26 protein-coding genes are annotated in these 26722 nt (G+C 63.9%); 16 read left to right on the top strand and 10 right to left on the bottom strand.

Features of this window, described 5'->3' with window-relative positions; all coding sequences use genetic code 11:
• Nucleotides 1-121 precede the first annotated feature (121 nt).
• Genes ACP146_RS25510 through ACP146_RS25485 form a run of 6 tightly spaced genes read left to right on the top strand, consistent with a single transcriptional unit; the run spans nucleotide 122 to nucleotide 5577 of the window.
• Nucleotides 122-1204 carry an ABC transporter ATP-binding protein gene (locus ACP146_RS25510; RefSeq protein WP_422369572.1) on the top strand — a complete coding sequence of 361 codons (1083 nt, stop codon included), beginning with the start codon at nucleotides 122-124 and terminating at the stop codon, nucleotides 1202-1204.
• Nucleotides 1205-1209: 5 nt separating this feature from the next.
• Nucleotides 1210-2094 carry an ABC transporter permease gene (locus tag ACP146_RS25505; RefSeq protein ID WP_422369571.1) on the top strand — a complete coding sequence of 295 codons (885 nt, stop codon included), beginning with the start codon at nucleotides 1210-1212 and terminating at the stop codon, nucleotides 2092-2094.
• The gene (locus ACP146_RS25500; RefSeq protein WP_422369570.1) at nucleotides 2091-2882 is read left to right on the top strand and encodes an ABC transporter permease; all 792 of its coding nucleotides are present in this window, start codon (nucleotides 2091-2093) and stop codon (nucleotides 2880-2882) included. The genes ACP146_RS25505 and ACP146_RS25500 overlap by 4 nt, the downstream gene beginning before the upstream one ends.
• Nucleotides 2883-2909: 27 nt before the next feature.
• Nucleotides 2910-3947, top strand: a complete 1038-nt coding sequence (locus ACP146_RS25495) for an extracellular solute-binding protein (RefSeq protein ID WP_422369569.1) — start codon at nucleotides 2910-2912, stop codon at nucleotides 3945-3947.
• Between the two features lie 59 nt (nucleotides 3948-4006).
• Nucleotides 4007-5050: a histone deacetylase family protein gene (locus tag ACP146_RS25490; RefSeq protein WP_422369568.1), complete on the top strand. Its 1044-nt coding sequence runs from the start codon at nucleotides 4007-4009 to the stop codon at nucleotides 5048-5050.
• A gap of 8 nt (nucleotides 5051-5058) precedes the next feature.
• Nucleotides 5059-5577 carry a DUF523 domain-containing protein gene (locus tag ACP146_RS25485; RefSeq protein ID WP_422369567.1) on the top strand — a complete coding sequence of 173 codons (519 nt, stop codon included), beginning with the start codon at nucleotides 5059-5061 and terminating at the stop codon, nucleotides 5575-5577.
• A gap of 19 nt (nucleotides 5578-5596) precedes the next feature.
• On the opposite strand, the gene ACP146_RS25480 is transcribed toward ACP146_RS25485, so the two are convergent.
• On the bottom strand, nucleotides 5597-6796 hold the full coding sequence (locus tag ACP146_RS25480) for a phosphoglycerate kinase (protein ID WP_422369566.1): 1200 nt from the start codon (nucleotides 6794-6796) through the stop codon (nucleotides 5597-5599).
• 147 nt (nucleotides 6797-6943) lie between these two features.
• On the opposite strand from ACP146_RS25480, the gene ACP146_RS25475 reads away from it, so the two are divergent.
• The 3 genes from ACP146_RS25475 to ACP146_RS25465 are packed head-to-tail and all read left to right on the top strand — an operon-like array spanning nucleotide 6944 to nucleotide 9942.
• On the top strand, nucleotides 6944-7951 hold the full coding sequence (locus tag ACP146_RS25475) for an efflux RND transporter periplasmic adaptor subunit (protein ID WP_422369565.1): 1008 nt from the start codon (nucleotides 6944-6946) through the stop codon (nucleotides 7949-7951).
• A 3-nt stretch (nucleotides 7952-7954) separates the two neighbouring features.
• The gene (locus ACP146_RS25470; RefSeq protein ID WP_422369564.1) at nucleotides 7955-9199 is read left to right on the top strand and encodes an ABC transporter permease; all 1245 of its coding nucleotides are present in this window, start codon (nucleotides 7955-7957) and stop codon (nucleotides 9197-9199) included.
• Nucleotides 9199-9942 (top strand): ABC transporter ATP-binding protein, encoded by a 744-nt coding sequence (locus ACP146_RS25465; RefSeq protein ID WP_422369563.1) that lies wholly within the window; start codon nucleotides 9199-9201, stop codon nucleotides 9940-9942. The genes ACP146_RS25470 and ACP146_RS25465 overlap by 1 nt, the downstream gene beginning before the upstream one ends.
• On the opposite strand, the gene ACP146_RS25460 is transcribed toward ACP146_RS25465, so the two are convergent.
• Nucleotides 9939-13373, bottom strand: a complete 3435-nt coding sequence (locus ACP146_RS25460) for an Ig-like domain-containing protein (RefSeq protein WP_422369562.1) — start codon at nucleotides 13371-13373, stop codon at nucleotides 9939-9941. The two genes, ACP146_RS25465 and ACP146_RS25460, sit on opposite strands and share 4 nt — an antisense overlap.
• A 446-nt stretch (nucleotides 13374-13819) precedes the next feature.
• On the bottom strand, nucleotides 13820-14656 hold the full coding sequence (locus ACP146_RS25455) for a sterol desaturase family protein (protein WP_422369700.1): 837 nt from the start codon (nucleotides 14654-14656) through the stop codon (nucleotides 13820-13822).
• Between the two features lie 144 nt (nucleotides 14657-14800).
• Between ACP146_RS25455 and ACP146_RS25450 the strand changes: the two genes are divergently transcribed.
• Nucleotides 14801-15385, top strand: coding sequence for a TetR/AcrR family transcriptional regulator (locus ACP146_RS25450; protein WP_422369561.1), 585 nt, complete (start codon nucleotides 14801-14803; stop codon nucleotides 15383-15385).
• Between the two features lie 22 nt (nucleotides 15386-15407).
• On the opposite strand, the gene ACP146_RS25445 is transcribed toward ACP146_RS25450, so the two are convergent.
• From ACP146_RS25445 to ACP146_RS25420, 6 genes are all read right to left on the bottom strand, one after another.
• A complete protein-coding gene (locus tag ACP146_RS25445) occupies nucleotides 15408-16031 on the bottom strand; it encodes a TetR/AcrR family transcriptional regulator (RefSeq protein ID WP_422369560.1) in 624 nt (207 codons plus the stop codon).
• Between the two features lie 70 nt (nucleotides 16032-16101).
• Nucleotides 16102-16599 (bottom strand): antibiotic biosynthesis monooxygenase family protein, encoded by a 498-nt coding sequence (locus ACP146_RS25440; RefSeq protein WP_422369559.1) that lies wholly within the window; start codon nucleotides 16597-16599, stop codon nucleotides 16102-16104.
• A 59-nt stretch (nucleotides 16600-16658) separates the two neighbouring features.
• Nucleotides 16659-17417: a DUF1499 domain-containing protein gene (locus ACP146_RS25435; protein ID WP_422369558.1), complete on the bottom strand. Its 759-nt coding sequence runs from the start codon at nucleotides 17415-17417 to the stop codon at nucleotides 16659-16661.
• Nucleotides 17418-17525: 108 nt separating this feature from the next.
• Nucleotides 17526-18305, bottom strand: a complete 780-nt coding sequence (locus tag ACP146_RS25430) for a tellurite resistance TerB family protein (RefSeq protein WP_422369557.1) — start codon at nucleotides 18303-18305, stop codon at nucleotides 17526-17528.
• 163 nt (nucleotides 18306-18468) lie between these two features.
• Nucleotides 18469-18945, bottom strand: coding sequence for a DUF427 domain-containing protein (locus ACP146_RS25425; RefSeq protein WP_422369556.1), 477 nt, complete (start codon nucleotides 18943-18945; stop codon nucleotides 18469-18471).
• A gap of 178 nt (nucleotides 18946-19123) precedes the next feature.
• The gene (locus ACP146_RS25420) at nucleotides 19124-20302 is read right to left on the bottom strand and encodes an NAD(P)/FAD-dependent oxidoreductase (protein ID WP_422369555.1); all 1179 of its coding nucleotides are present in this window, start codon (nucleotides 20300-20302) and stop codon (nucleotides 19124-19126) included.
• 86 nt (nucleotides 20303-20388) lie between these two features.
• Between ACP146_RS25420 and ACP146_RS25415 the strand changes: the two genes are divergently transcribed.
• The gene (locus ACP146_RS25415) at nucleotides 20389-20778 is read left to right on the top strand and encodes a hypothetical protein (protein WP_422369554.1); all 390 of its coding nucleotides are present in this window, start codon (nucleotides 20389-20391) and stop codon (nucleotides 20776-20778) included.
• 37 nt (nucleotides 20779-20815) lie between these two features.
• Here the strand turns inward: ACP146_RS25415 and ACP146_RS25410 are convergent, their stop codons facing one another.
• A complete protein-coding gene (locus ACP146_RS25410) occupies nucleotides 20816-21406 on the bottom strand; it encodes a YceI family protein (RefSeq protein ID WP_422369553.1) in 591 nt (196 codons plus the stop codon).
• A gap of 198 nt (nucleotides 21407-21604) precedes the next feature.
• On the opposite strand from ACP146_RS25410, the gene ACP146_RS25405 reads away from it, so the two are divergent.
• From ACP146_RS25405 to ACP146_RS25385, 5 genes are all read left to right on the top strand, one after another.
• Nucleotides 21605-22456, top strand: coding sequence for a phosphodiesterase (locus ACP146_RS25405; protein ID WP_422369552.1), 852 nt, complete (start codon nucleotides 21605-21607; stop codon nucleotides 22454-22456).
• Nucleotides 22457-22579: 123 nt separating this feature from the next.
• Nucleotides 22580-23929 (top strand): tetratricopeptide repeat protein, encoded by a 1350-nt coding sequence (locus ACP146_RS25400; protein WP_422369551.1) that lies wholly within the window; start codon nucleotides 22580-22582, stop codon nucleotides 23927-23929.
• A gap of 61 nt (nucleotides 23930-23990) precedes the next feature.
• Nucleotides 23991-24470: an OsmC family protein gene (locus ACP146_RS25395; protein ID WP_422369550.1), complete on the top strand. Its 480-nt coding sequence runs from the start codon at nucleotides 23991-23993 to the stop codon at nucleotides 24468-24470.
• Nucleotides 24471-24681: 211 nt separating this feature from the next.
• Nucleotides 24682-25830 (top strand): MlaE family lipid ABC transporter permease subunit, encoded by a 1149-nt coding sequence (locus tag ACP146_RS25390; RefSeq protein WP_422369549.1) that lies wholly within the window; start codon nucleotides 24682-24684, stop codon nucleotides 25828-25830.
• Nucleotides 25831-25833: 3 nt separating this feature from the next.
• A complete protein-coding gene (locus ACP146_RS25385; protein ID WP_422369548.1) occupies nucleotides 25834-26703 on the top strand; it encodes an ABC transporter ATP-binding protein in 870 nt (289 codons plus the stop codon).
• Nucleotides 26704-26722: the final 19 nt, after the last annotated feature.

Here is a 26722-nt window from a genome sequence, read left to right as displayed (position 1 = left end):
TTGAGTACCCCTTTGGGGGTATATGTCAATCGCCGGTCCCGCAGGAGGATCGAGATGCGGCCTCAGGGCACCCGCTCCGCAAAGAGAGCGGCCAGGCGGCTTGCAGGGGGAGAGGGGCATAGTGTCAGCAGCGATACGGGCCGAACGGCTGCGCAAGGTCTATCCGGGCTCTCCGCCGGTCGCGGCCCTGAAATCAGCAAGCCTTGAAATCGCCGACAACGAGTTCTTCACGCTGCTTGGGCCGTCGGGCTGCGGTAAGACCACCCTGCTGCGGCTGGTCGCCGGCTTCGAGAGCATCACCGGCGGAACGCTGCATCTGTTCGGCGAGGACATCGCCCATCTGCCGCCGGAAAAGCGGCCGGTGAACACGGTGTTTCAGCACTACTCGCTGTTTCCGCACATGACCATCCTGGATAACGTCGCCTTCGGCCTGCGGCGCCTGGGAAAGTGCCGCCAGGAGGCGGCCGGCAAGGCGCAGGAGATGCTCGACCTGGTGCAGTTGCGCGACTACGGCGCGCGCCTGCCCAATCAATTGTCCGGCGGCCAGCAGCAGCGTGTCGCGCTGGCCCGCGCACTGGCCCCCCGGCCCCGCGTCCTGTTGCTGGACGAACCGCTCTCGGCACTGGATCTGAAGCTGCGCCAATCGATGCGGCTGGAACTGAAACGCCTGCAGCGCGAAACCGGCATCACCTTTGTCTTCGTCACCCACGACCAGGACGAGGCGCTGGCGATGAGCGACCGCATCGCGGTCATGTCGGCGGGTGAAATCCAGCAGATCGCGACGCCCGGCGAGATTTACGAGTACCCGGCCAACCGCTTCGTGGCCGAGTTCATCGGCGACGCCAATTTCTACCAGGCCAGGGTCGAGCAGGTCCGGGATGACGGCGCCACCTATCTCACGCCCTTCGGCACGCGGCTTGCCGGCCCGCTTGTCGAGGGGGCCGAACCGGGCCGCAGCGTCACCGTTTTTGTGCGGCCGGAAAAGGTGACGCTGACCGCGACCGCGAATGAGGGCAACCTGCCCGGCAGAGTGCGCGATGTCATCTACCTGGGCGACACCACCGACTATCGGATCACCCTGGAGCAGGGCGGCGACATCACCGTCCGGGCCGAAAATCACAAGGATGGACGTCCGCTGGCAAACCCGGGCGACGATGTCTTCGTAGAACTTGATCCCTCGGCCTTGCGGGTCCTGAGAGAATGACGGCGGTGCTGGACAGACTGAAGGCTTACGCGGGCGTGGCGCCGGCCACGCTGGTCATCGGCGTCTTCATGATCGCGCCGCTGATGATCATCTTCGCCTACTCCTTCCTTGAGCCGAACCCCTACGGCGGCGTGCGTCCGGCCTTTTCCACCGGCGCTTACACGAAGCTGTTTTACGAACGTGATCTTTTCGACGAGATGGTCTTCAACGCGACCTATCTGAAGATCACCTTCCGCTCGCTCTGGATTGCCGCGGCTTCGGCCGCCGCCTGCCTGCTGATCGGCTTTCCGGTGGCTTACTACATCGCCATGCAACCGCCCGAGCGGCGCAACCTGCTGATCCTGCTGATCACCATTCCGTTCTGGACCAATCTGCTGATCCGCACCTACTGCTGGATTCTGGTGCTGCGCGACACCGGCCTGATCAACAACGCCCTGATATCCGCCGGGCTCATCGACCGCCCCTTCACCATGCTCTATACCGAGGGGGCGATCGTGCTGGGCCTGATCTACACCTACATCCCCTTCATGGTGCTGCCGATCTACGCCTCGCTGGAACGGCTCGACCTGCGCCTGATCGAGGCCAGCCGCGACCTCTATGCAACGAAATGGGGCACCTTGCGGCAGATCGTCCTGCCGTTGGCCGCGCCGGGCATCATTGCCGGCTCGATCCTGGTTTTCATTCCCGGCCTGGGCGCCTTCATCGCCCCGGAACTGCTGGGCGGCGGCAAGAACCTGATGCTGGGCAGCCTGGTGCAGCTTCAGTTCTCCTCGGCCCGCAACTGGCCCTTCGGGTCGGCGCTTGCGGTCGTCATCATGGCGGTGGTTATGCTGACGCTGATGCTCTACGCCCGCAACGCACGCAGGAACGGCGGAGGGTTGCAGCATTGAAACAGGCTATGCGCGATATCCGCATCCTGCCGGGTTTCAACTGGGTCACCCTGGCGTTCTTTCTCTACCTCTACCTGCCCCTGATCATCCTGGTGGTGTTTTCCTTCAACGCGTCGCGCTCGGCGACGGTCTGGGAAGGCTTCAGCGTGGATTGGTACTTCAAGGCCTTTGCCAATGACGACATCCGCCGCGCCGCCGCCAACAGCCTGATCATCGCCACCGTTTCCATGGTGGCGTCCACCTGCATCGCCACTATGGCGGCGCTGGCCCTGGCGCGCAGTCGGCGGATCCGGCGCAAGCCGATTTTCTCCGGGCTCATCATGCTGCCCCTGATGATCCCGGAGATCGTGACCGCGGTCGCCACCCTGACCTTCTTTGCAGCGATCGGACTGTCGCTGGGGCTGGGCAACATCATCATCGCGCACACCGTGTTTTGCATCCCCTTTGCCTATCTGCCGATCCGGGCGCGGCTTCAGGGCATGGACGAAAGCCTGGAGACCGCCGCACAGGATCTTTATGCCGGCAGGTGGGACACCCTGCGGCTGATCACCCTGCCGCTGTTGGCCCCCGGCATTCTTTCGGGCGCCATGCTGGCCTTCATCATTTCCATCGACGACTTCATCATCACGCTGATGGTGGCCGAGGCGGGCTCAACCACCCTGCCGATCTACATCTACAGTCTGGTCCGCCTGGGCATCACGCCGGAGATCAACGCGGTCTCGACCGTACTGCTCATCATTTCGATTCTCTTTGTGGGCCTGTCGTACAGGATTGGAAAAAAGCGCTAAAACATCGAGCAACAGGAAGGAAGCACAATGAAGAAAGATATCATCCCGCTTCTGGGAGCGACGGCATTGATCCTCAGCCTCGGCGCGGTTCCCGCCGCCGCCGAAGGCAACCTCTTCATCTACAACTGGACCGACTACACCGCGCCGGAGCTGATCGAGAAGTTCGAGGCCGAGACCGGCATTTCGGTGACGCTGGACACTTACGATTCGAACGAAACACTGCTGGCCAAGCTGCAGTCCGGCGCAACCGGATACGACATCGTGGTCCCCAGCCATAACTTTGTCGAAATCTTCATCGCCGAAGGACTGCTGCAGCCAATCAATGCCTCGGCGCTGGCCGGTCACGACAACCTTGCCGCCGACTTCAAGAACGCGCCCTGGGACCCGGGCAACGTCTACACGGTGCCCTGGCAGTGGGGCACGACATCCTTCACGGTCAACACCAGCGTTTACGAAGGCGACATCAACACCTATGAGGTGCTGTTCAAGCCGCCGGCGGAACTGCAAGGCCAGATCGGTATGTTCAAGTCCGCCGACGAGGTGATCTCCATGGCGCAGATCTCCCTGGGTCTGCCGCTGTGCAGTGAAAATCCGGAGGAGATGCGGCAGGTTCTGGATCTGCTTGAAACCCAGAAGCCCTTCGTCAAAACCTACAATTCCGACGGTATTCTGGAGCGGCTGGTATCGGGCGACACGGCAATACACCAGAACTGGAACGGCTATTCGATCCGGGCAAGAAACGAGAATCCCGCCATGCGCTATGCCTTTCCCGCAGAGGGCGTGATTACCTGGGCCGATAATCTGGCGGTACCGACCGGGGCAAGAAACTATGACAATGCCATCAAATTCATCGAGTTCATGATGCAACCCGAAAACATCGCCGTGCAATCCAACTTCGCCGGTTATTCGAACGGCGTCGACGGCAGCACCGACTTCATGAGCGAAGAGCTGAAGGCCGCCCATGAGCTGTCGCCGCCCGAGGGCACGCCGCTTGTCTTCTCCCAGACCTGTTCCGAAAAGGCCATCGACCTTCAGAACCGTGTTTGGACATCGCTCCTTCAGTAACGTTGCCTCATGCAGGCAGGGCCCGGCGGCCCTGCCTGCGAAGCCTCCGGGAAACAGCCATGCTGACCGTCTATTCCGAAAAGCATAAACTCCGCAACGCGCAGACCGAAATCTTCGGCGGCGAGTTCGTGGCGCCCTTTGAGTGTCCGAGACGCGCCGAGGTGATTCTGGATCGCGTCAAGGCCACAGGCTTGGGCGAGATAACGGCACCGCGCGACTACGGCCTGGAACCGGTCCTGGCGGTCCACGATGCAGGCTATGTCGGTTTTCTGGAAAGCTGTTATGCGGACTGGGTTGCCGGCGGCCACAAGGGCGAGGCGATCGCCATGTGCTGGCCGACGCGCACGATGAACTCGCCGCACATTCCCGACCACATAGAGGGCAGACTGGGCTACTACGCGCTGGCCGCCGAGACCACGATTTCCGAAGGCACCTGGGAAGCGGCGCTGGCCAGCAAGGACGTCGCCCTGACCGCGACCGACCATGTGCTCGACGGCAACCGCACCGCCTTCGGCCTTTGCCGACCGCCGGGCCATCATGCCGCCGCCGACCAGTTCGGCGGCTACTGCTTCCTCAACAACGCCGCCATTGCCGCGCAGCATGCCCTGGACAAGGGCGCCCGCCGCGTTGCCGTTCTGGACGTGGACTTTCATCACGGAAACGGCACCCAGAGCATCTTCTACGAGCGCGACGATGTGCTGTTCCTGTCGATCCACGGCGACCCCATGCAGGCCTTCCCGCACTTTCTGGGCCATGCCGACGAGACCGGGAAGGGCCGGGGCGCAGGCTACACCGCCAACTATCCGCTGCCGCCGCTGGCCGACTATGCGCGCTGGAAGGCGGCGCTGCTCGACGCGATTATGAAGATCCAGGCTTATAGGCCGGACCTGCTGGTCGTCTCCCTGGGGGTGGATACCTTCGAGAACGATCCGATCAGTTTCTTCAAGCTGACGCGGGACGACTACAGCGACTGCGGCCTTTGCCTCGGCGCCATGAAGATCCCCACGGTCTATGTTATGGAGGGCGGTTACGCAGTCGACGACATCGGCATCAACACGGTGAACATGTTGAGCGCCCACGATGAGGCTTTGCAACGGGCCTAGAGCCTTTGATGTATAGTCTCCGTGCAATGGACAAGATACTCGTCAGCGCCTGTCTGCTGGGGCGGCCCGTGCGTTACGACGGCCGCGCGAAGACCTTGCATCATCGGTTGCTGAAGTCCTGGCAGGAGGAAGGCCGCGTGGTGCCGCTCTGTCCCGAGGTCGCGGCCGGCTTTGCGACGCCCCGGGCCCCTGCTGAAATCGAAGCCGGCAAGAGCGGCCCTGACATCCTGACCGGAAACGCGCGGGTCCTGGAGGACGGCGGAGACGATGTGACGGCCGGCTTCCGGCGCGGTGCCGAGATCGCTTTGCCTACCGCCCGAAACAACGGCTGCCGCTTCGCACTGCTGACCGACGGCAGCCCGTCCTGCGGATCGACCTTCATCTACAGTGGCGCCTTCGACGGTACGGCCAGAACAGGGCAAGGCGTGGTCGCGGCGCTGCTGTCAAACGACGGCATTGCGGTCTTCGCGGAAGATCAGATCGACGCGCTGGCGGCAGCCTTGGCAACAGCGACGGAAGGTCGATAAGCGAAGAAGCGGTCCCGCCTCAGGCTGCCTCTTCCAGGGCTTTCACGCCGGGCAGCGTCTTGCCTTCCAGCCATTCCAGGAAAGCGCCGCCGGCGGTGGAGACGTAGGAGAAGTCTTTCAGTGCGCCGGCATGGGCCAGCGCCGCCACGGTATCGCCGCCGCCGGCCACCGACAGCAGTTTGCCCTCGCGGGTCAGGGCCGCTGCAGCCTGGGCGACGGTATTGGTCGAAGAGTCGAAGGGCGGCACCTCAAAGCAGCCGAGCGGGCCGTTCCACACCAGGCTGGCGCATTCGCCGAGCCGCCGCGCGAGATGCTCCGCCGTCGCCGGACCGAGATCGAGGATCATCTGCTTGGCCGGCACCGCCTTCACCGAAACGGTCTCGAAAGCGACCCCGGCCGCAAGACTGCCCGCAACCACCGCGTCGGTCGGCAGCACGACGTCGCAGCCAGCCTCCTTGGCCTTGGCGAGAATCTCTTTTGCGGTGTCGGCCATGTCATGCTCACAGAGCGAACGCCCGATATCGACTCCGACGGCATTGAGGAAGGTGTTGGCCATACCGCCGCCGATGACCAGCATATCGACGCGGGAGACCAGATTGCCGAGCAGATCGAGCTTGGTCGAAATCTTGGCGCCGCCGACCACCGCCGCCAGGGGACGCTTGGGCTGGTCGAGAGCGGCCGCCAGATGTTCCAGCTCCGCCTGCATCAGGCGCCCTGCCGCCGAAGGCAGGCGCCGCGCCACACCCTCGGTCGAGGCATGGGCGCGATGAGCGGCGGAAAAGGCATCATTCACATAGAGATCGCCGAGGGCGGCGAGGGCATCGGCGAAAGCCGGATCGTTGGCCTCCTCCCCCGCATGAAACCGCAGGTTCTCCAACAAGGCGACGCCACCGTCTGCCAGACCGTCGGCAACCGCCTGCGCCTTCTCGCCGATGCAGTCTTCGGCAAAAACGACCTCGGCCCCCAGAATCACACTGGCGACCGGGACCAGGGGGCGGAGCGACATCTCCGGATTCGGCTTGCCCTTCGGGCGCCCGAAATGGGTGAGCAGCAGAACCTTGGCACCCGCTGCCGTCAGATCGCGGATGCTGGGGGCGGCGCGTTCTATCCGCGTCAGATCCGATACCTTGCCGTCGGCCATGGGCACGTTAAAGTCGACCCGCAGCAGTACCGTTTTGCCGGCAAGGTCGAGGTCGTCGAGGGTCTTGAATTTCGGCATCGTAATCTCGCGAATTGAGGTGGCGCAAGGCCGGGTCACCCGCCGGAGTGTTACGAGAAGCCTGCCGCACAAGCAAGCCTCATGGCGGCAACCGGCTTTCCGCGCCTTTTGCGGAAAACCCCAGAGATGACAGACGGGCTACACGGAATGAAAAGAAAGGCAATTCTGGGGCTGAGCGCCCTCCTTCTCCTCGCCGTTGCCCTGGCCGCCTGGTGGTTCGTCTCGGCCCCATCCTCGGTGCGCCTGACCCAGCCGCAGCGTGGCCCGGCGGTCGATGCCATCTATGCCACCGGTACGGTGGAACCGGTGCGCTGGGCCAAGATCGCCTCCACCGAAACCGGACGCATTCTGGATTATCCCGCGGTCGAACGCCGGGCGGTTGCCAAGGGCGACCTGCTGGTCCACCTCGACGACGCCGAAGCGAAGGCCGATCTGCGCGAACTGGAGGCCCGTGTCGCCTTTCTGCGCGGCGACCTGGAACGCTATGCCGCCCTGGTGGAGCGCAGCACCGTCAGCCGCCAGGCCTATGAGCGGGTGCAGAGCGATCTCGACCAGGCCCTGGCCGCCACCGCGGCGGCGCGCCAGCGGCTCGCCGATCTTACAATCGACGCCCCGCTGGACGGCATCGTGCTGCGCAAGGACGGCGAGGTCGGCGAAGTGGTGCAGGCCGGCGACGTGCTGCTGTGGATCGGCCAGGACCGGCCTTACTGGATCACCGCCGATGTCGACGAAGAGGATATCCCCTGGGTCGAACCCGGCCAGCGCAGCCTCATCAAGGCCGATGCCTTTCCCGACCAGGCACTGGAAGGCGAGGTCAGCGAAATCACCCCGATGGGCGATGCGATCAACAAGCAGTACCGGGTGCGCGTCATGTTGCCCGCCGAGTCGCCGCTGCTGATCGGCATGACCACCGAACTGAACATCATCGTCCGCACCGAAGACAACGCCCTGCTGATTCCCGAGAACGCCGCGGCCGGAAACAGCTTTGTGTGGCTCTACGACGACGGCACGGCAAAACGGCACCATGTCGAACTCGGCATCTATGGCAGGGGGCTGGTGGAGGTGCGCAGCGGGCTGACCGACAAAGATCAGTTGATCGTCGATCCGCCGCAGGACCTGCAGGACGGCCAGGCCGTCCGGATAAGAAAGCGCTAGGCCATGCGCCTGCTGCTCGACATCGCCCTCGGCCATCTGCGCAACCGCAAGCGCCAGACCATCGTTTCCCTGCTGGGGGTGAGCCTGGGCGTCGGCTTTTTCATCGCCATCGCCGCCATGATGCAGGGGTTCCAGAACTATTTCATCGACAAGATCATCGACGTCTCACCGCACATCGAAATGAAGGACGAGTACCGCAGGCCGCCCCTGCAGCCGGTCGAGCGGCTCTTTGCCGGCGGTGCCGTCGGTCTCACCGGTGTAAAGCCCAAGGACGAGCCGCGCGGCATCAAACAGGGCCGCGCCAAGGTCGCCGAGCTGGAGCAACTGCCGGGGGTGAAGGCCTCGGGCTATCTTTCCGGTGAAATCATTCTGCGCTACGGCGCCAAGGACGTTTCCGGCACGGTGGTCGGCATCGAGCCGGAGCGCGAGCGCCAGGTCAGCAAGCTGGAAGACGATCTGGTCGCCGGCGCCCTGGACAACCTCTACACCACCGCCAACGGCCTTCTGGTCGGCGCGGGCGTGGCACAGAAACTGGGCGCGCGCATGGGCGACACCATCACGGCGCTGTCCTCCGCCGGCGTCATCTTGAAAATGAAAATCGTCGGCGTCTTCAACACCGGCATTGTCGATCTCGACAACTTCCGCGTCTACACCCTGCTGAAAAAAGCCCAGGTCCTGCAGGACCGGCCCAACGTGGTGAACCGCATCCGCCTGCGCCTGGACGACGTGAACGAGGCCGAACCGCTGGCCCGGCGCATCGAGCGGCGTTACGGCTACCGCACCGAATCCTGGCAGGAGGCCAACCAGAACGTCCTCGGCATCTTCATCATCCAGAACGGCATCATGTATTCGACCACCGGGGCCATCTTGGTGGTCGCCGCCTTCGGCATCTTCAACATCATCTCCACCGTGGTGCTGGAGAAAACCCGCGACATCGCCATCCTGAAATCCCTCGGCTTCACCTCCGGCGATGTCGAACTGATCTTCATCGCCGAGGGCCTGCTGGTCGGGGTGGCGGGCGCCGTCCTCGGCTGGCTGCTGGGCTATGCCATGACCGAGGGGCTGGGCACAATCGACCTGGAAACCGAAGGCTTCATCAAGGCCGAGGGTTTCATCCTGCACTACAGCCCCTGGCACTACATCATCTCCGCCCTCATGGCGATCGGCGCGGCGACCTTCGCCGCCTACCTGCCAGCACGCAAGGCGGCCCGGGTCTATCCTGTCGACATCATCCGGTCTGCGGCCTGATGGCCAAGACTGCGATACGGGGGCCAGCAACCCAGGATGCGGCGGCGGTCGAGACCGTGCTGGAACTGCGCGGCGTGACCCGGGTATTGCCCGGCCCGGTGCCGGTGACCCTGGTCCGCGACATCGACCTGAAGATTCCCCGCGCCACCTTCGCCGCCATCACCGGGCCCTCCGGCTCCGGCAAGTCGTCTCTGCTCTATCTTCTGAGCCTGCTGGACAGGCCGACGTCGGGCGAGGTTTTTCTGGAAGGCCGCCCGATCGACGGCCTCAGCGACGCGGCCCGTGCCGATATCCGCCTGAAGAAACTGGGCTTCGTTTTCCAGTTCCACTTCCTGCTGCCGGAATTCTCCGCCCTCGACAACGTCATGCTGCCGATGCGCAAGGCCCGCCTGCTGGAGCCCAAGGCGATGCGGGCGCGCGCCGAAGATTTACTCCATCAATTGGACCTGGACGACTCGGCGCGCAAGCTGCCGGGCCAGCTTTCCGGCGGCCAGCGCCAGCGCGTCGCCATCGCCCGGGCCCTGGCCAACGATCCTCATGTGGTCTTCGCCGACGAGCCGACCGGCAATCTCGACACCAGGAACGCCCGCATCGTCTTCGACATTTTTGAACGGCTGGTCGATGTCGAGGGCCGCTCCGTCGTCACCGTCACCCACGACCCGGACCTCGCCGCCCGCGCCGAGATGCAGATCCGCATCGTCGACGGACGCATCGTCGAAGCCGAGAGCAGTTCCGGCCGCTAAACGAATTCGATCTCCATCTTGACGAAATCGAGGATCGAGGTGTCCTTGAAAGTCAGGCTGGTGTCCTCGGCGAAGTTCAACACCAGATCGCGGCCGTCCCGGTCCAGATGTTCGACGAGATCCCATTTGCTGTCGACACCTTCGATGTCGAGCCGCAAGGTATCCTCCTCGCCAAAGAAGGAAAACCAGGTCGTCTCGAAGTCCGTGATCACGTCATGGCCGCTCAACGCATCGAAGAAGAAAGTGTCTTCGCCGCTGCCACCGCGCAGCGTATCGTTTCCGGCGCCGCCGTCGAGGAAATCGTCGCCGCGATCGCCGCGGATCTTGTCATCGCCTGCACCGCCCATAAGGATGTCGTCGCCGCGGTCGCCGCGCAGATGGTCATCGCCGTCGTCACCGAAGATCTGATCCTCGCCGCGGCCACCCATCAGGCTGTCGTCGCCGTCGCCACCTTCGATCAGATCGTCATTGCGGCCACCGTCGATATCGTCGTTGCCGGCGCCGCCGAGCAAGGTGTCATCGCCCCGGCCACCCAGGATGCCGTCGTCGCCGAGACCGCCATCGACCAGGTCGTCGTCGCGGCCGCCATCGATCTCGTCGTTGCCGGCACCACCCCGCAGCGTGTCGTCACCGCGGTCACCGACAAGGCGGTCGTCACCGGCACCACCGTCCATCTCGTCATCGCCCCGGTCGCCCCAAAGGCTATCGTCCCCGCCGTTGCCGAACAGCAGATCATCGCCCAGCAGGCCGCGCAGATCATCGTCACCCTCTGCACCGCGTAGAAAATCGTCGCCGCTGCCGCCACGCTCAGAGATCGGCAGATCGTTCGGCACGTCGTCGACCCGGAAGTTGTAGGACGCGGTATCACCGCTTTCAAAACCCACCACCGGGTTGCCGTCGGCATCGACGAAGGCCCCTGTGTCGAACTCCACGGCGTAGCGTGCGCCGGGCATCAGGAAGGCGGATGGCGTGACCGTCACGCTCTTTCCATTGAAGGACACGAAGCGTTGATCGTCGACCCCGATCTCCCGCCAATCCAGGGGATCGTCCCGGTTGACGAGACGAATGGAACCGCCTCCGGCGAAGACGGCCTCGGTAAAGGTAAAGGTGAGAGCCGACTCAATCGGCACGTCGCGGGCGTTGTCGGCGGGTGTGGTGCTCACCAGGAAGGGCGCCGGATCGCTGGTGAAGTCGACTGCCTGCGGCTGGTAAACGCTGCCGTCGGAACTGTAGCCCAGGCGTCCGTCGGAGTTTGACCCGAAGGTGAAGACCCTGCCGTCGTCCGCCACCGCGATGATCGAGTTCGGCCCGCTGGCGATCTCGACCACGTTCACATTGTCGAGGCCGGCGATCTTGGTGGGGAAGAAGGTTCCATCGCTTTCAGCCGCCGGGTCCCCGTCCAGGCCGCCCGTCGGCCCGACATCGTTGGGACCCCAGGCGTAGACATCACCATCCTCGGTGAGGGCGATGACCCAGCGGGCGCCGCCCTGCACATCGACCACGTTGTCCGGCAGGCCTTCGATCAGGGTCGGGGTCAGGATGTCGTCGGCGTTGGGCGTGAAGGTGCCGTCGCCGTTGTCGGTGCCGACGCCGGTCTGGCCGAACTTGTTCTCGCCCCAGCCATAGACCTTGCCGTCGGCGGTGACCGCAAAGGACGTCTTGGTATCGGCGGTGATCGAGACCACGTTATCCGGCAAGCCTTCGACCCGCAGCGGCGAGAGGACCTCGCGGATCGGCTGGCCGTCTTCATCGAGCCCATCCGGTGAACCGATCTGCCCGTCTATGTTGGAGCCGAAGGCATAGACGTCGCCGTCGGCGGTCAGCACCAGGGTATGGGAAGTGCCGGAGGAAACGTCGACGACGGTTTCGTCTTCCAGCGCCGCCACCTTGGTCGGCAGGCTTCGGTGAACCTCGTCGCCCTGGCCGAGTTGGCCGTTGGAGTTCTGCCCCCAGGCGTAGAGGTTGCCTTCCTCGTCGACGGCATAGGAAACCCCGTTGCCGTTCTCGATCTGCACGATGTTCGCGTCGTCCAGGGCCTCGACTTTTTTCGGGATCAGTTGGTCTTCATTGTCGCCGTGGCCGAGACGGCCGAGATTGCCGAAGCCCCATGTGTAGACGTCGCCCGCCTCGGTCAGGAAGGAACCATGGATCAGGCCCGCGGAGACCGAAGCGATGGTGCCTTCAAAGCCTTCAGGCAGCGTCACCTCCACAGGCGTCTTGATGTCGTAGCCTTTGACGCCGATGCCGAGCTGGCCCAGCACGTTCTCGCCGCTGGCGAAGAGCTTGTTCTCCGCCTTGTCGAGGAACAGCGAGAAGTGATTGCCGCCGCCCACCGTCGTCGCCGTCTGGGGCACCGTTTCCTCGTAGGTCGAGAGCGCGCGGGGGCGAATGACATCGGGATCGTCCTGGCCGGAGGTCAGGATCTGCGTCTCGCCGTCGTCCAGATAGTCGCCGTCGCCATTCAGATCGGTCAGCGTCACCACATGCTCATCGGCGGTCAGGTAGGCTTTGCCGTCCTCGTCGGTTTCGATGTTGAAGCCGACGAACATGTCATAGCCTTCCGGCAAGGCCGCGGCGTTCCAGACCTCCACCGCCTCGTCGGGGCTGTTGATGTCCTTCGAGCCGTCCAGGTCGGTCAGGCGATACACAACGGGCTGAGCGCCGGGGACCGAACTGTCGGGAAACCAGGTCAGTGTCAGCAGGCTGTCGCCCTGCACTGCCGAGGTCAGATCGACCGGCGCGCCGAAGTTGGCGGCGTCGGTGATAAAGGGCGTCACCTCGTCCACCGAGATACTGCCGTTGCCGTCGAGATCCTCGACACGGTGAATGATGTCCACTACGTCGGCACCGGTGAGGTCGTTCACATAGGCGACGTCGCCGTTGAAGACGATATCGAAAGGAACCGAGGCCGCGCCCAGCGTGCCGCCGCCGGCGAGCTCTATGGTCTGCAGGTCGAGCCAGACGGCGGATTCGCCGGCGTCGTTGGCATCGCCGTCACCGTTCAGATCCTCGGTGCGATAGACGGCGTCCGCCGGGCTGGAGGAAACCCCGGCATTGGTGATGTAGATGGCGCCGTCCGCGCCCTCGGCGATGCCGTTCGGGGTGACGAGCGCGAGGCCCTCGGCATTCTCCGCATCGAACCAGGCGACCGCTTCGCCGGCGTCGTTGGCATCGCCGTCCCGGTTCAGATCCTGCAGGCGGTAGACGGCATCAGCGCTGCCGTCACCGACATAGACCGATTTGTCGCTCGCCTGGGTGACGGAAAAAATGTTCCTGCTCGGGCTCTCCAAACCGGATGCATTGCTGTTGTCAAAGAACACCTGGCGTTCGCCGGCGTCGATCGCATCGCCATCGCCGTTCTTGTCGGTCAAGAGGAACAGGGCATCGGCGCGCTGATCGCCAAGGAGAATGCCTGACTTCACTTTCTGCATGGTTCGGTTCCGGATCTAGGGTTGATGGCCATAACGGTGTCGGGCGCAACGGCCGGCTTGACCGGAGCGCAGAGATGCTTGCCGCCCCAACTCGGCGGGCAGCCTTGCTTTTGAACGTTTGTGTTTGCGCCGGCCGACGAAAGGCGGCGAAGAGACTGGGCTAGGGCGGCGGTGGGCTTGAAGGAGAACCGGAGCCGGCTTGGCTTCCTGCCCGGACGGACAGGCCCAGAGACTGTATTCGGACTGCTCGGGTCATCTTGCTGCTCTCCCTTTCAGCGCCACCGCCTGCAGATCGAACAGTAATGAGAATGAGAGTCATTTGCAATATGATATCTGACTCGGCAAGCCTTGAAACCGGGCCCGGTCGCTGTAGCGATTAAGGCGAAGCCAAGGCGTTGCAAGGCCCGAGGTTGTCGCGGCAAGGCAACGGCGCGTATCACGCGCCCCTAGCTGGAGGGCCGCCAACCGGGCCGTTTGAAGAGATAGCCGCGGACCTCGGCGACAGAACGGGCGGCGGCGAGGTCGCGCAACAGGGCCGGGTATTCCGAAAACCAGACCTTCAACGGGTTGACCGAGTCGAAGTCGCGGGCGAGGCCATAGCGCGGCGTTTCCTCTTCCGCCTGATAGGTCCCGAACAGCCGGTCCCAGAGCATCAGGATACCGCCGTAGTTCCTGTCGAGATACTTGGCATCGCAGCCGTGATGCACCCGGTGGTTGGCCGGCGAGTTGAAGACCTTGTCGAAGACCCCCAACTTGCCGATCAGTTCGGTATGGATCCAAGTCTGATAAACCAGCACCGCCACCTGCGCGGCGAAAACGACCAGCGGGTGAAATCCGATGAGGATCAGCGGCAGATGGATCAGCGCCGCCCAGGGGCTCTCGAAAAAGCCGAAGCGGAAGGCCACCGCCGTGTTCATGACCCGGGCGGAATGGTGCACGGCATGGGAAATCCAAAGCAGCCGTATCTGGTGGGCCAGACGATGTTCCCAGTAGTAGACGAAGTCAGCGGCGATCAGCGCCAGCACCAGGGTGCCGACCGTCACCGGGATGGCCAGCGGCGTGACGAATTCGTAGACGGTGAAGTAGACGATCACCGTGGCGGTGGTGAAAAACAACTCGCCGAGGATGTAGGGGATCTGGGTGGAGAGCGAGGCCAGGGTTTCGAGAAACCGCTTTCCGGGCTGATGCCGCAGGATCAGATCCTTCACCGTCTCAACGCTCAGCAGCGCGACGGCGACCAGCAGCGACAGGCTGTCCATCCGCAGGATCCAGGCTTCGATCATCTCCAACACAACGCGCTCTCCCCAGTCAGAAAAAAATCATGGCCGCCCCATGCTTGGCAGCCGCCAATTAATTATCTAATCTGACAATCAATTGGCGATGCGGACTTTATTGTCAAGGTTGATAATTTACTTCGGAGGCCTTTTGTGGCGCGACCCAGCGTAACCGCCGAGCGGCGGGAGGAGATTCTCGATGCCTTTGCCCACTGCGTGGCGCGCGACGGCGTGGAGGGGGCTTCGCTGCAGCAGGTGGCGGATGCGGCGGGTCTGGCCCGTGCCCTGCTGCGCCATCACCTCGGCAACCGCGAGGACATGATCCTGGCCCTGGCCGAGCGTTTCTGCCGCCAAAGCCTGGAGGAAATGGACGAGCTGATCGCCCTTCTGCCAAAGAAGAAACGTTTGGAAAAGCTGATCGCGGTGCTCTTCACCGCCGCCTATGCAAGCTCCAATCAGGAACTGCAGGTCGCCGGCGCCCTGGTGAACGCCGCCGCCAGCCGTCCGATCCTGAAGAAAATGCTGCGCCGCTGGTACGACGGATTCGAAGACCTGGTCGCAGAGGAACTGCGAACCGCCTATCCCGCGGCCAAGCCCGCCGCCGTGGCCGAGGTCGCCACCGCCATCGTCGGCATGGCTTTCTCCGTCGATTCGCTCACCCCGCTCGGCAAGGTTGACGACATCTTCCGGCGTTCCGGTCGCGCCGCCCTGCGTGTTGCGGCCACGCTGGAAAACTGAAACACCTTCAGAAGCACTTCGGCTACCTGTCGCCGCCCCGGCGCTCAAGAGCGTCGCTGAGCTGTGCCAACAGATAAGGTGCGGCTTTGTCTGCAACCGCCTGCGGAATCCTCAGGCCTTTCATCGCGCCGCCGCCGGAGATGCCGGAGAAGCCATGCAGGGCCGACCAGATGAAGACTGCGTCCAGCAGAACACCGTCCTCGGCGCCCGCGCCCTCAGGCTCCGGTGTAAGCCGCCGCAGCCCGTCACTCAGCAACGAAAAGGCATGCCGCGCCTGTTCCATCATCCGCGGATGCGCCTCGGTATCCGGCAGAGGGGTGCCGAACATCAAGCGGTACTGCAGGGGATGCGCGGCGGCGTAACTCAGGTAGTCGCGCGCCATCCCCATGAGGTCCTCATGGGCATTTCCGGCGCGCGGCCGTTGGTCGAGGTACTGCGCGAAAGACTCGAACGCCCGGGCGACGATCTCCGCCAAGATGTGATCGCGGCTGGGAAAATGCTTGTAGGGCGCCTGATGCGAAACACCGACGCGGCGCGCCACTTCCCGCAGACTTAGTTTTTCGACACCTTCGGCGTCGATGATCGCCAGCGCTTCGCGAAGACAGGCTTCGCGCAGATCCTTTGGCTTGTCTTTCCTTCCGACCATGGATCGCAGACTAGAGCAGATGCCGGGCGGATGAAATCGCCGGCGTAATTGCCTTCGACCGCTAGCGGCTCTAACGATAATGCCGGCCATCGCGTTCAAGAATCTCGAGGGCACGGTCCCAGGCCAGGGGCAGGTCGTCGCGATCCAAAGCGAAGCGCGCGAAGCCGGTTGCCTGTAAAGCCGGTGAAGACTCTTCGATTGCGGCCTGATGAACCGGACTCTGCACAAAGGCGTCGAGATCGGCTTCGCTCAGCCAGGCAGTCATGGTCCAGGCCGTCGGCCCAAAGAACTCCCGGCGCAGAGAGTACCCAATGAAACCTTCCTGTTCGGCCAAAGAGGCCTCAACCCGTGAGACACTGGTCCAGAACTCCGAGCGCTTGCCACGGTCGCCGCGCAGCACCGCCTTTGTCAGGGCAACGACGACCTTATCCTCAGTGCCGATCGTAACGCCTGTCCGCGAATCAAAGCCGGGACCGCGAAAGGGCGTGGCGAACGCACAGCCGCCGAGGGCGACCAGCGACACGAGGGTCAACATGCGAAGACCAAGGCGGCCAGTGAAACCCGGCATAACAGACTCCATTGGTTGACACTGTCTACTACAGTAACTTGAAAAGTAGACAGCGTCAACTAACGAAGCTCGGACTCCATGCGGTCAAGGAATTCGCGCAGGCGCCTGGCGTTTTCGCCCAGATCACTGATCCCGATCCGGCTGACCGAGCGCGCATCGACCATCGTCACGCCACCCGGCCCTTGCACCATCTCGACCGCGATGTCATCGCGAAAACCGAACCAGCCGGTGTCATCGACCGCTTCGATGCGGGCAAAGACCGCCGTCTTCCCGCTGGCTTCGATGGTCCAGCCCATGGCCGCCGCCACCGCCTGCGCCCGTTGGAGGGCTTCCTCCAGCGGAACGTTCAGCGTGATACGCTTCAAATCCGGATAGATATCGCCATGGGTGGAGCGCCAGTCGGGATGGGGATAAGCGGCCCGCGAGTCCGCCCCGACCGCCGAGTAGCGGCGCGGCGTCAGCTTCTCGAAGACCGGTGGCGTGTCGAGGTCTGTTGTCACATCGTGCAAGGGATGCAGAGCTGCGCTGCGCTTGAGATCGGCGATCGAAATCGCCGCCCCGGCGCCGACGAGACACGCCAGGGCACCCAGGCTCGCCGCCGCCCAAAGCCGTTTCACGACCGCCGCGGCCAGACACAGCAGGCCGACAACAATAGCCGCGATCCCGGCGCCGGGCACGATGTCGAACAACACCGCGAAGGCAGCGCCCAGGTCCAACAATCCGGCGGCGTAGAGGGGCCCCGGGGCGAGGGAAAGAGCAGCAACCGCCACTATGCTGAGGGCGGCCAGAACAGCCAATGCAACGGTCGCTTTGGACATCACAGCCTCCATCGCTCATAGAGCTTACCGATGCCGTGCCTGCGCGGCACCGCTGTCCGATGACGGTCCGGCTGCGACGCCCTGTTCCCGTGATGCTGTGCGACCGGACTACGCCATGACGGCGGCGACCTGCCCTTCCAGATGCGCAACGAGATCCGCAGGCAGGGAGAGGCGGCTGGCCAGCGCCTCCAGATAAGCCTGTTCCATCGGGTGATCCGGGTCGATGGCCAGACGCGAGGCGAGATAGAGCTCGGTCGCCTGCTCCGGACCCTGGGCGAGATCGGCGATGTCCTGCAGGCTCGGCGGCTTGCTGAGCGCATCGAAGACAAAGGCCTTGTCCTCGGCATCCAGCGGCAGTTCGCCGACCTTGTCGAAGACCATGCGCTGTTCTTCCGAATCGATGTGACCGTCGGCATTGGCAGCGGCGATCATCGCCAGCACCAGCGCCAGCTCAAACGGCCGGCCGTTGGTGGCCGGCGCAGCCGCCGGCACGAATTTCGAATCCGCGGGCGGCGGCGGCAGCGCCTCAGCCGATTGTGGGGCAGGCTGCGGAGCCGGCTGATAGGCAACCTGACCGGCACCACCCGCCTGGGGCACTTGCTGGGGCGCCTGCTTGCCGGTTTGCCAGTTCTGATAAGCCTTGAACGCCAGGGCGCCCAGCGCCGCAGCGCCGCCGTAGGCCACCGCCCCACCGGCCAATTTACCCACCGTTTTGCGTGCTTTTTTGTTGCCGACCAGAACGCCCAGAAGGCCGCCGGCAGCCAACCCGCCGGCAACGCCGCCCAGGCCGCTGTTTGCCAGCTTTCCCTTGGCGTTTTGCACCGCACCACCGGCGGCCTGACCCGCATTGGGGCCGAGAAACTGCTCAAGCAAAGACTGCGGATTCATGCTCTACCTCTCCGATTGTCCCGCTCATAGATGGGAATTAGGAAGGCGATTGCCAATTGTTATCGGCCGCTTTGATAAGAAATGCCGATGACCGGCTCCGGGCTCCCGGTCAGGCCTGTGACCAAGCCTCCGATCGAGCCGTCGATCAAGCCCTGGCGCCCTCCTACCAGCCCCGGGTTCCGGGGCCGCCTTTGAAAGGCCCGACGATATCGGCCGTGCGCCAGCCGCCGTAGAAGTCGCCCTCCTGGGGAATGACCTGCTCGCCGTCGACGAAACAGGCGTCGGCCCGCCCGGCATAGAAGCAAAGGTGATCCTTCAGGGCTTCGTAGGGCGCCCAGGGGGCGGCATAGCTCCAGGCCGCCGCCGGGCTCAGCCGCTCCCCGACGCGGATCGACCAATAGGCTGCCTGTCCCTTGAACTCGCAGATCGAACGGCCTGCGGCGCGCTCAAGAAACTCCCGGCGCAGATCCGCCGGCGGGATGTAGTAACTCGGCGGATGGCTGGTCTCGAGGATGCGCAGGGCCTGCCGCGTCTCGGCGATCACCATATCGGCAAAGACCACTTTCAGGTGCCGGTCTGTCGGCTCCAGGCGCGGCGGGCGCGGATAGTCCCAGACCGATTCCTGCCCGGGACCGGGCACTGCGCGTTTTTCGGGATGCGGATCGAACATGCAGAAAGAAATAGGGCGTTTTTTGTGGAAGTCGAAGCGGTGCCAGCCCGCTCCCCCTCCCGGTCACCCAATGCGATTATCCTATGGGTGGCCGGGAGGGGGAGCGGGCCGGTGCGCCAAAAAAAGACGTCCAAAGATGTCGACAGCCTCACACGAACTGCCCGGCGGCGTGGCCGGAGGACCAGGCCCATTGGAAGTTATGGCCGCCGAGATGGCCGGTGACGTCGAGGCACTCGCCGATGAAATAGAGGCCGGGCACTTTCTTCGCTTCGAAAGTCTTTGAGGAGACCTCGCCCGTATCGATGCCGCCGGCGGTCACCTCCGCGGTGCGAAAGCCTTCGGTGCCCTGGGGCCGAAAGCGCCAGTCGTTCACCAGGCCGGCGACCGCGCGCAGTTTCTTGTCCGAGAGATCGGCAAGCCGGCCGTCGATACCGGCGGCCTCGCAAAGCGACAGCGCGAGGCGCCGCGGCAGCAGGTCGGCCAGAAGGTTGTGCAGTTCCTGCCTGGCCTTTTCGGCCCTGGCGGCGCGCAGCAGATCGAAGGCCGTCTCTTCGGGCAGCAGATCCACAGCGATCTCCTGACCCGGCGACCAGTAGGAGGAGATCTGCAGGATGGCCGGGCCGCTGAGGCCGCGGTGGGTGAACAGCAAGGCTTCGCGAAAACGCGTCTTGCCGCAGGCGACCACCGCCTCCGCCGCAACCCCGGTCAGATGCTTCAGCTTTTCAAGCGTCGCCGGATCGAAAGTCAGCGGCACCAGGGCCGGGCGCGGCGTCACCACCTTCAGGCCGAACTGCCGGGCGATGTCATAGGCAAAGCCGCTGGCCCCCATCTTGGGGATCGACGGCCCGCCGGTGGCGATCACCAGGGAGCTGCAGGTGACATCGCCCTGCCCGGTTGCAAGCCGGAAACCCTCATCCCGCTTTTCGATGGCTGTGGTTGCAGTTCCGGTCTGCAAAACCACCCCGGCTGCGCCGCCTTCGCCCAGCAGCATCTCGATAATCTGCTGCGAAGACCCGTCGCAGAACAACTGGCCCAGGGTCTTCTCGTGATAGGCGATGTTGTGCGCCTCGACCAAGGCGATGAAATCGCGCTGCGTGTAGCGCTTCAGGGCCGAAACACAGAAGCGCGGATTCTCGGAGAGAAAGTTCTGCGGGCCGCAGTGCAGATTGGTGAAGTTGCAGCGCCCGCCGCCGGAAATACGGATCTTCTGCGCCGGTTTGTGCGCCTGTTCCAGCACCAGTACCGAACGCCCCCGGCGGCCGGCGGCAATTGCCGCCATCAGGCCCGCGGCCCCGGCACCCAGGATGATCACATCGAAATGGCGCAAGAAATGACACTCGAAGCAAAGAGGAGGACTTGTGCATAACTGGCAGCTTTGCCACAGAAGGAAAAGCGTGAAAGGGTGTTTTGCCTATGAGCCCTTCCGACAGCGATGATCAAAAACAGATGGCCGCCTTGCGCCAGGCCCTCCGCGTCTGCGCCGCAGCCGGCGCAACCGTGACTTACCGCGAGCTTGCCCAGCGCATCGCCTTTCCAGGCCCCCACAGCATTCACCGCCTGACCCTGTTGCTGGAAGAGATGATCCGGGAAGATCATGCGGCGCAGCGGCCGCTGCTGGCCGCGCTCGCCGTCAGCCGGGCGCAACAAAGCCATGCGGGGCAGGGCATGCCCGGGCGCGGCTTCTTCCAACTGCTGAACGAACTCGGGCGCTATACGGGTCCGGACCAAGGGCCGGAGGCCGCGGCCTGCCACCTGCGCGAGGCAGAAGCCGCCTTCGCCTTCTGGTCAAGGAACGAAGTCTGATAAAGCAGAGGCGCGCGCCGGCCAAGGCCCGAGGAGACTAGCTGCCGTCTTCGAAAACAAAGGTGAAGCTGACCGGCACCGCGGTGCTGATGCTGTCCAGCCCGGCGATTTCGCGCAGCTTTTCGACACCCGCCAACAAATCATAGTCGGCGGCATCGAGCATAACCAAGGCGACAGGCTGCACCATGACCCGTTTTCCGCTGAGGCGGGTGATCATCAGCGGCGCATCGATTTCGTTGCTCTCACCAACCAGTTTCAGGTTCATCGAGACATCCGTCTGGGCCGATTCACCCGGCGCAAGAGCCTCAAGCTGCTGAAGATCGACCTTGCCGGCGATTGTCGCCAAGGGAAAGTCCGCAACGTTGAACAGCATCTTCTGCATACGCTCGTTACGGATATCGATCAGGGTTTCGACGGATGCGAGATCGATTTCCACACTCACGGAGCCGTCGTCCTTCACCGCGCCGTCGAGCCCTTTGAAGTGATGCACTTCACCGACATCACCGGCCTTGATGGAAGCAAAACTCAGATGGGATTCCTGCGCCACCAGTTGCCAGTCGGCCAGAGCCGGGGCGGTCAACAAAGACAGGGAGAGGGTCGTGGCGAGAGCGAACAGTTTCCTAGTCACAGGCAGCCTCCATTTGGTTCATAATGATAGCATATCCGTTAAGGAGAGTATGTCACGAACTCTCTCCTTAAACGCGTGATACAGGCGGCGGCGACCTCAAACTGTAGCAATCGGATTTTATAGTCCGGTCGCCGAAAGCACCCGTCCGCTTCGCCAAAGCCGGGCGCCTTCCGGATCGCAGCACGAAGGGAGCGAACCATGATGAAGATCGTCCATCTGACCGACACCCATCTCGTCGCCGAAGGTCTGAATCTCTACGGCCTCGATCCGCGGGCACGGCTGGATGCGGCGGTGGCCGACATCAACCGTCATCACGGCGATGCCGAGGTCGTGGTGATTACCGGCGATCTAACCCACTGGGGCGAGCCGGAAGCTTACGCAAGCCTCGTGGACTCCCTGGCGCCCCTGCATCCGCCGGTGATCCCTTTGCTTGGCAACCACGACGATCGCGCGGCTTTTCAGATCGCCTTTCCAGGTGCGCTGGAGGATGCCGGCGGTTTCGTTCAGGGCCGGCGCGAAACGGCCGCCGGAACTCTGTTGTTCCTCGACACAAACCAGCCGGGCACCGCGGCCGGCTGGTACTGCGAGGAACGCCTCGCCTGGCTGGAGCGCGAACTCGCGGCACTCCCCTCCCCGGCCTTCATCTTCATGCATCATCCGCCTTTCGATGTCGGCATCGCAGAGATGGACCGCATCGGACTGACCCAGGCTGCCGCCTTCCGCGCTGCGATCGAACCCCATGCCGGCAAGATCCGTCATCTCTTCTACGGCCATGTGCATCGGCCGATCTGCGGCTCCTGGCTCGGCATCCCGACCTCCACCCTTCGCGGCACCAACCATCAGGTCTGGCTGGACTTCGCTGCGGGCGACGAAAGCTTGTCGTTCAGTTATGAGGAGCCGGCCTACGCCGTTGTCCTCGTCGACGAAACACGGGTGGTTATTCATAGCCACGACTATCTCTACGACCGCGGCACCTATGCAGCGCGCATCGGCGCCTCTGCGGAAAAGGAACGCGCTTACGCTCTCGGGTTCGACGCCGCCGCCGAGTGACGTGTCACGCAAGAGAACCTTCCAGGGCTCCTCTTTATCCTTTTCAGTCTTTGGAAAGTCTGCCGGACGAGTCTATCGTATCGCCGCCGCGCGACCGCAAGACGCGGGAGACGATCGAGAACGATGCACGAAGATATCAGAGGTTTGTCGCAGACCGCCGCTTCCGCCGAAGCGATGCAGGCGTTCGACGCAACCGTCGAGGCCTACATGGCCTTCGAACGACAAACCGGCGACCGCCTGAAGGAAACCCTCGCTCTGGATCCGACCATGCCGATGGCGCTCTGCCTGAAGGGTTGTTTCCTGCTGTTGTTCTGCAAGCGCGCGCTGGTCGCGCCCGCCGCCAAGGCCCTGGCTGCCGCCCGCGACGCGGCACGGGAGCGTGGCGCCAACGAACGTGAATTGCGGCATCTGGACGCTCTCCAACTTTGGCTCGACGGCGACCTGCGCAAGGCGGCAGCGGCCTGGGAGGCGATCCTGCTGGACCATCCCCACGACCTTGTCGCTCTCAGGCTGGCGCAGTATCTGCACTTCTATCTCGGCGAGGCCGCGGCGATGCGCAACGGTGTTGCCCGTCCCCTCTATGCCTGGAACGACGACGTTCCCGGCTACGGATACGTGCTGGGAATCAAGGCTTTCGCGCTGGAGGAATGCGGTGACTACAGCGCCGCCGAGAACACCGGCCGCGCTGCCATCGACCGCAACCCGGCGGACATCTGGGCGGCCCATGCCGTCGCCCACGTAATGGAAATGCAGGACCGCCCGCGCGAAGGCATCGATTGGATCGGCGGCCTGGAATCGCATTGGGCCGCCTGCCACAACTTTATCTACCACGTGCATTGGCACCGCTGCCTGTTCCGGCTTGAACTGGGAGACCACGACGCGGTGCTGAACGACTATGACAAGAAGGTGCGGGCCGATCAGTCCGAAGAGTTTCTCGATGTCATCAATGCTATCGCCCTGCTTTGGCGCCTGGAACAGCGCGGGATCGCGGTGGGCGCGCGCTGGGCGGAGCTGGGCGAGAAGTGCCGCGCCATGAGTGAGGACCACTGTATGGTCTTCGGCGATCCTCACTACGTCATGGCCTTGGCCGCCGCCCGCGCAAACGGCGGCGGTGACAAAGAGGACGATGCGGTGGCGACGGCGCTGAGCAGCCTGGAACGCTTCGCCGAAGGTAAGGGTACCGAGGCCGGCGTCGCCCGCAACATCGCCCTGCCCCTGGCGCGCGCTGCCGCGGCCCATCGCCAGGGTCGCTTCGCCGAAGCCGTCGACGGTCTGCTGCCGCATCGCTCGGCGCTTTATCAGATCGGCGGCAGCCGGGCGCAGCGCGATCTTTTCGAACTGTTGCTCATCGACGCGGCCTTGAAAGCCGGACGCAAGGGCCTCGCCCGCGCGCTGCTGTCGGAGCGCGGCCTGCAGCGCCCCGGCAATCCCTGGAACCACTGCATGACCGACGCCGCCCAATCGCTCTCATAGATGCTCTCTCGTCACCAGCCCGACATAGAAGAGCGCTGTCCGACTGCGAAAGGAGTTCCCGATGCCCCGTGGCAAAGACCATCACTATCGTTTGCAACTCACCTGGACCGGCGCAGAGGACGGCCCGGCAGAAGACTACAAGACCTTCTCGCGCGCCCATCGGGCCGACTTCGAGGGCAAGGCCTCTCTCGCCATGACCGCCGATACGGCGTTTATGGGAGATCCGGAAATCCATAACCCGGAAGAGATGTTGCTGCTCGCGCTCTCCTCCTGCCACATGTTGTCCTATCTCGCCCTCGCCGCCCTGCAGGGCGTGACAGTGGTTGCTTATGAAGACAACGCCAGCGGCATCATGCATCAGGAGGGCTACAGCGGGCGCTTCACCGAGGTGGTGCTGCGCCCCAAGGTGGTCCTCGCGGCCGGCAGCGACCTGGAAGTGGGCGAAAAACTGCACGGGGAAGCGAATAAAACCTGCTTTATCGCCAATTCCGTCAATTTCCCCGTCCGCCACGAGGCGGAGATCACCTGCCTGCCCGGCTAAACCTCACAAGGGCCGGCCCCTGAGGTAGGGAGATAAGGCCCGGAGATAAGGCCCGGAGATAAGGCTAGGAGACAAGCCGGGTAAAATAGTTATTATATGGCAGCGGCTTAGGGCAAAGGGCCGCCAGAAACGGAGCCTGAGCGAAATCGGGCCCGACAAGGGCTGAGCGACGGGGGCTGAACAAAGGGGTCATAACGGTGGGAGCAGCCGCGTGAGCGCCGCAGAAGAGCTTCTGGCCGCCTCCTCCCTGGAGGTAGCGCGGGACGGCGACCACCTGACTCTGCAGTTCGTCGGTGACTGGACGACCCGCGAACTGGCGCGCCACGACGCCGCCCTGCGCGGCCTCGATCCGGCGGGCGCCCGCACCGGCGCTCTGGATCTTTCGCACTGCGGCGCCGTCGACAGTGCCGGCGCCTGGATACTGGACCGCACCCTGGGAAACCTGAAAGACAAGGGCCTGGAGGTTACGCTCGTTGGCGTACCGCCGGCGGTGGAGCGGCTGATGGATACCGTCGCCGCCCGGCATATAGAGTGTCCGCCGGCCCCGAAGGCCGACAATCCGCTGGTTGCCGTGGCCCTGCGCCTGGGGCGGGAAACAGTCAGGATCAGCCGCGAGGCAACCGATCTGCTGTCGTTTCTCGGGCTCACCATCATCGTATTGGCGCGCTCTCTGGCCATGCCCTGGCGCATTCGCTTCACTGCCCTGATCAGCCAGATGGAACAAACCGGCCTTAATGCCCTGCCCATCGTCGGTCTGATTTCCTTTCTGGTCGGCGTCGTGCTGGCCTACCAGGGCGCCGATCAGCTGGCTCAGTTCGGGGCCCAGATCTTCACCGTGAACCTGGTCGCTGTGGGTATCCTGCGGGAAATGGGCATCCTGCTCACCGCCATCATCGTCGCCGGCCGCTCCGGCAGCGCCTTCACCGCCCAGATCGGCACCATGAAGGTGAACGAGGAAATCGATGCCATGCGCACCCTGGGCCTGGACCCTATGGAGGTCCTGGTCATGCCGCGGGTGATTGCGCTGGTGCTGGTGCTGCCGCTGCTGACCTTCTACGCCGATATCATGGGCCTGCTCGGCGGCGCGGTCATGGCGACGATCGTGCTGGACATCTCCTTCTTCCAATTTGCCCGGCAACTGAACGACGCGGTGACGGTGGGCACCCTGGCGGTGGGCATCGTGAAAGCGCCGTTCTTCGCCTTCATCATCGGCATGGTCGGTTGCTATGAAGGACTCCAGGTCTCGCGCAGCGCCGAATCCGTAGGACAGCAGACCACCCGCGCGGTGGTCGAGTCGATCTTCCTGGTGATCGTGCTGGACGCGCTGCTCTCGATCTTCTTCTCCGTGATCGGGTTCTAGGTCATGGCGGTGATCGAAGGCACCAATACCGGGCAAAACCCGGGACAGGGCACCACCGCCAACGGAGAGAGCCGCACGGCATCGCCGGTCCTTTCCATCGAGGGCCTGCGCACCCAGTTCGGCCCCACGGTGATCCACGACAACCTGGAATTCTCCGTCCAGCCCGGCGAGGTCATGGGGGTGGTCGGCGGCTCGGGCACCGGCAAGTCGGTGCTGATCCGCACCATCATCGGCCTGAACAAGCAGGCCGCCGGCCGCATCACCGTCTTCGGCCGCGACCTGGCCGGCCTCTCCGCGGCGGAGACCATGGCCATGCAGGCGCGCTGGGGGGTGTTGTTTCAGGACGGCGCCCTATTTTCCTCCTTGACGGTCGCCCAGAACATCGAGGTGCCGATGAAGGAGCACAGCGATCTCTCACCGGCGCTGCGCCGCGAGCTGATCGACGTGAAAGTCTCCATGGTCGGCCTGCCGCCCGACGCCGCCCACAAGTATCCGGCGGAGCTTTCCGGCGGCATGCGCAAACGCGCCGGCCTTGCCCGCGCCCTGGCGCTGGATGCGGATATCCTGTTCCTGGACGAGCCGACGGCGGGGCTCGATCCCATCGGCGCCGCCAATTTCGATCTGCTGATCGGCGACCTGCAGAAGGCGCTGGGCCTGACGGTTGTGATGGTCACCCACGACCTCGACTCGCTCTATGCGATCTGCGACCGGGTTTCCGTGCTGGTAAACAAACGTGTTAAGGTGGGAACCATAGAAGAGCTCATGCGAGAGCCGGACCCCTGGATTCAAGAGTATTTCGGCGGTCCGCGCGGGCGTGCTGCTGCAGGCAGTGCAGAGCAGGCCGGCGCAACGGAAACCGGGCCTGCACAATGAGACCGAAACAGGGGACTTA

Origin of the sequence: Pelagibius sp. (assembly GCF_965249265.1) — a bacterium.
Classification (GTDB): Bacteria; Pseudomonadota; Alphaproteobacteria; order Kiloniellales; family Kiloniellaceae; genus Pelagibius.
This window is presented reverse-complemented; position numbering and strand designations above follow the sequence as displayed.

Coding starts and splice junctions, on each gene's coding strand:
- ACP146_RS25470 (WP_422369564.1), top strand. CDS start 7,955: ATGCGCCTGCTGCTCGACATCGCCCTCGGCCATCTGCGCAACCGCAAG.
- ACP146_RS25445 (WP_422369560.1), bottom strand. CDS start 16,031: ATGGTCGGAAGGAAAGACAAGCCAAAGGATCTGCGCGAAGCCTGTCTT.
- ACP146_RS25385 (WP_422369548.1), top strand. CDS start 25,834: ATGGCGGTGATCGAAGGCACCAATACCGGGCAAAACCCGGGACAGGGC.
- ACP146_RS25455 (WP_422369700.1), bottom strand. CDS start 14,656: ATGATCGAAGCCTGGATCCTGCGGATGGACAGCCTGTCGCTGCTGGTC.
- ACP146_RS25480 (WP_422369566.1), bottom strand. CDS start 6,796: ATGCCGAAATTCAAGACCCTCGACGACCTCGACCTTGCCGGCAAAACG.
- ACP146_RS25490 (WP_422369568.1), top strand. CDS start 4,007: ATGCTGACCGTCTATTCCGAAAAGCATAAACTCCGCAACGCGCAGACC.
- ACP146_RS25440 (WP_422369559.1), bottom strand. CDS start 16,599: ATGCCGGGTTTCACTGGCCGCCTTGGTCTTCGCATGTTGACCCTCGTG.
- ACP146_RS25460 (WP_422369562.1), bottom strand. CDS start 13,373: ATGCAGAAAGTGAAGTCAGGCATTCTCCTTGGCGATCAGCGCGCCGAT.
- ACP146_RS25475 (WP_422369565.1), top strand. CDS start 6,944: ATGAAAAGAAAGGCAATTCTGGGGCTGAGCGCCCTCCTTCTCCTCGCC.
- ACP146_RS25405 (WP_422369552.1), top strand. CDS start 21,605: ATGATGAAGATCGTCCATCTGACCGACACCCATCTCGTCGCCGAAGGT.
- ACP146_RS25395 (WP_422369550.1), top strand. CDS start 23,991: ATGCCCCGTGGCAAAGACCATCACTATCGTTTGCAACTCACCTGGACC.
- ACP146_RS25415 (WP_422369554.1), top strand. CDS start 20,389: ATGAGCCCTTCCGACAGCGATGATCAAAAACAGATGGCCGCCTTGCGC.
- ACP146_RS25430 (WP_422369557.1), bottom strand. CDS start 18,305: ATGAATCCGCAGTCTTTGCTTGAGCAGTTTCTCGGCCCCAATGCGGGT.
- ACP146_RS25485 (WP_422369567.1), top strand. CDS start 5,059: ATGTATAGTCTCCGTGCAATGGACAAGATACTCGTCAGCGCCTGTCTG.
- ACP146_RS25435 (WP_422369558.1), bottom strand. CDS start 17,417: ATGTCCAAAGCGACCGTTGCATTGGCTGTTCTGGCCGCCCTCAGCATA.
- ACP146_RS25465 (WP_422369563.1), top strand. CDS start 9,199: ATGGCCAAGACTGCGATACGGGGGCCAGCAACCCAGGATGCGGCGGCG.
- ACP146_RS25495 (WP_422369569.1), top strand. CDS start 2,910: ATGAAGAAAGATATCATCCCGCTTCTGGGAGCGACGGCATTGATCCTC.
- ACP146_RS25400 (WP_422369551.1), top strand. CDS start 22,580: ATGCACGAAGATATCAGAGGTTTGTCGCAGACCGCCGCTTCCGCCGAA.